The 2,557-nt window shown below is 68.6% G+C and carries 2 protein-coding genes and 1 pseudogene; 1 reads left to right on the top strand and 2 read right to left on the bottom strand.

Annotation, left to right across the window (positions count from 1 at the left end; translation table 11 throughout):
• Window positions 1-178 (bottom strand): trehalase-like domain-containing protein (locus ACFDSW_RS16255; RefSeq protein WP_375251298.1); only part of this gene is annotated, 178 nt, incomplete at its 3' end.
• Window positions 179-499: 321 nt separating this feature from the next.
• Between ACFDSW_RS16255 and ACFDSW_RS16250 the strand changes: the two genes are divergently transcribed.
• A complete protein-coding gene (locus tag ACFDSW_RS16250) occupies window positions 500-1,999 on the top strand; it encodes an FAD-dependent oxidoreductase (protein WP_375251297.1) in 1,500 nt (499 codons plus the stop codon).
• Here the strand turns inward: ACFDSW_RS16250 and ACFDSW_RS16245 are convergent.
• Window positions 1,977-2,557 (bottom strand): annotated as a pseudogene (locus tag ACFDSW_RS16245) (hypothetical protein); the annotation flags it as partial. The gene ACFDSW_RS16250 and the pseudogene ACFDSW_RS16245 overlap by 23 nt on opposite strands.

Here is a 2,557-nt window from a genome sequence, read left to right as displayed (position 1 = left end):
CGGTATAGGGCTCGACCGGCTTCAGCTCGAAACGCCCCCCATCGCCGGCGTCGAGCAAGCGATCGAACAACGGCGGCGAATCCATGTTGGGGACGCACCACCAGTCGATCGACCCGTCAGTGCCGGACAGCACCACCGACCGCCCGTCGCCCAGCGCGCCATAGCATTCGAGCGGCAGATAGCCATCGACGCGCTCGCCGGGGCGGTTCTCGGGCCGGGGGCGGACGCGATCGAGTACCGAGGTCAGCACGATAGCGATCGTGGCAGGCGGCGCGCGCGGCGGAAGGGGAGACGTTCGATGAGCATATTCCGCCGTTTCATGAGCAGGTTGAGATGCCAACAATGTTTAACGCGCGGCTTTGTTCGTTATCGCGCCCTGATCGCGGCGGCGGAACCGCTACCCACCCCGAACGCTTGGCCGGGACTGTATCTGAGACCGGGGTTCGGCGCGCTCGTGGGCGAAGCTCCCCGGCACGCTCCAGCGATGAGGTGAACGGCAATGGCGGCACGCGATTTGACCCAGGGCATCGCCTCCACCGACGTGGCGGAGGGCGCGATCGTCGCCGGAACCGTCGACGGACGAGATGTGGTGCTGGTGCGGCATCATGGTCGGGTCTGCGCGCTGGCGGGCCAATGCACCCATGCCAAGGCGCCGCTGGCGGAGGGGATCGTCGCTGACGGGACGTTGCGCTGTCCATGGCATCACGCGCGGTTCGATCTGTCCACCGGCGAGGCGGTCCACGCGCCGGCGTTCGCGCCGCTCTCCACCTACCGGGTCAGCGAGGTGGATGGCCGGGTGACGGTGAGCGACACGACCGACGCCGCTCCCGCCCCGGAAACATTGGCGTTCGACCGCCGCGTGGTGATCGTTGGCGGTGGCGCGGCGGGGCACGCCTGTGCGGAGATGTTCGCCCGCCACGGCGCCGGCGCCGCGGTGACGCTGATCGGTGAGGAAAGCGAGGCGCCTTACGACCGCACGATGTGCTCGAAACAATATCTGTCGGGCGACAAGGCCCGTGACGCGGCATCGCTGCCCGATCTGCCGGGGGTGGCGGTCCGGCTTGGGCAGCCGGTGGAGCGGATCGATCGCGCGGCGCGGCAGGTGACGATCGGGGGCGGTGAACGATTGTCCTATGACATGCTGGTCCTCGCGACCGGAGCCGGCCCGATCGTGCCGGGGTTCACGGGCGGCGATCGCGACGAAGTGTTCGTCGTGCGCAGTCTGGCCGATGCCGACAGGCTGATCGCCGCGAGCGAGCAAGCCGGGCGCGCGATCGTGCTGGGATCAAGCTATATCGGGCTGGAAGTGGCGGCATCGCTGATCGCGCGCGGTCTGGCGGTGACCGTCATTTCCGACGATCCCGCCCCGCTTATCCAGACCGCCGGCCCCGAAGTGGGCGCGATGGTGCAGCGACTGCACGAGGATCAGGGCGTAACCTTCCTTCTGGGTCGATCGGTCGAACGCTGGGATGGCGAAGTCGCGACGCTGGATGACGGCAGCCGGGTAGCGGGCGATCTGCTGGTCGCGGGAACCGGTGTTGCGCCGCGTATCGATCTGGCGGAAGCCGCGGGGCTGACGACGCGCTCGACCGACGAGGGCGGTGGCATCGTCGTGGATGCGCGGCTGGCGACGTCGGACCCGTCGATCCGCGCGATCGGCGACATCGCCAGCGTGCCCGACCCGCGCCTGGGCCATCCGGTCCGCGTCGAACATTGGGTGGTCGCGCAGCGGATGGGGCAGTGGCTGGCGCGCCATCTGCTCGGCCTGGTCGAGGGTGATTACGTCGCGGTGCCGTTTTTCTGGTCGGGCCACTATGACACCAATCTGCGCTACGTCGGTCACGCCGACTCCCCTGACGAACGCCGGATCGACGGCGACGTCGCGCAACAGGACGCTGCGGTGTTCTTCACCGGGAATGGCGACGAGCAGGCGGTATTGACGATCGCGCGCGACCGGCAGGCGCTCAAGGAGGAAGTCAGGCTGGAGGCGCGCTCGTAACCTGTTCGGCGGTGGAATCGATCGGGATCCGGTCGCTCAGGCGCCGGTCCCGCCCGACCGAAATGACGGCCGCCGCGCGATCCCGCAACCGCACCGCCGCCAGCACGCCGGTGGCATAGGCGCCCGTATCCACCGCGATGCGGTGCGGCAGCACCACCGGCTTGCTCGCGGTCCAGGTGTGACCATGCACCACGATCTTCTCGTGCGTGGCGGTCGAGGAGAGAAATTCGTCGCGGATCCACAGCAAATCCGCTTCCGACTGCGCCGAGAGTGCGCGGCCCGGACGGATGCCGGCGTGGACGAACACGAAGTCGCCGATCGTCAACATCGGGTCGAGTTCCTCCAGCAGGCGCAGATGCGCCACCGGCATTCGTTCGAGCAGATCGTCGCGCGTGCGGCGGTGATGCTCGACCGGGTCGTCGGCATTGGGCGGCGTGACGCCATAAGCGCGAAGCGTCTCCGCCCCGCCGAACCGCATCCAGTCACGAGATCGGAAGAGCGGTGTGTAGGGAAAGAGTGTAAGCGTGCGTGGTGTGGGGGGGGGGGGGGGGGTGGGGG

This window comes from Sphingomonas sp., assembly GCF_042091075.1.
Taxonomy (GTDB): Bacteria; Pseudomonadota; Alphaproteobacteria; order Sphingomonadales; family Sphingomonadaceae; genus Sphingomonas.
This window is presented reverse-complemented; position numbering and strand designations above follow the sequence as displayed.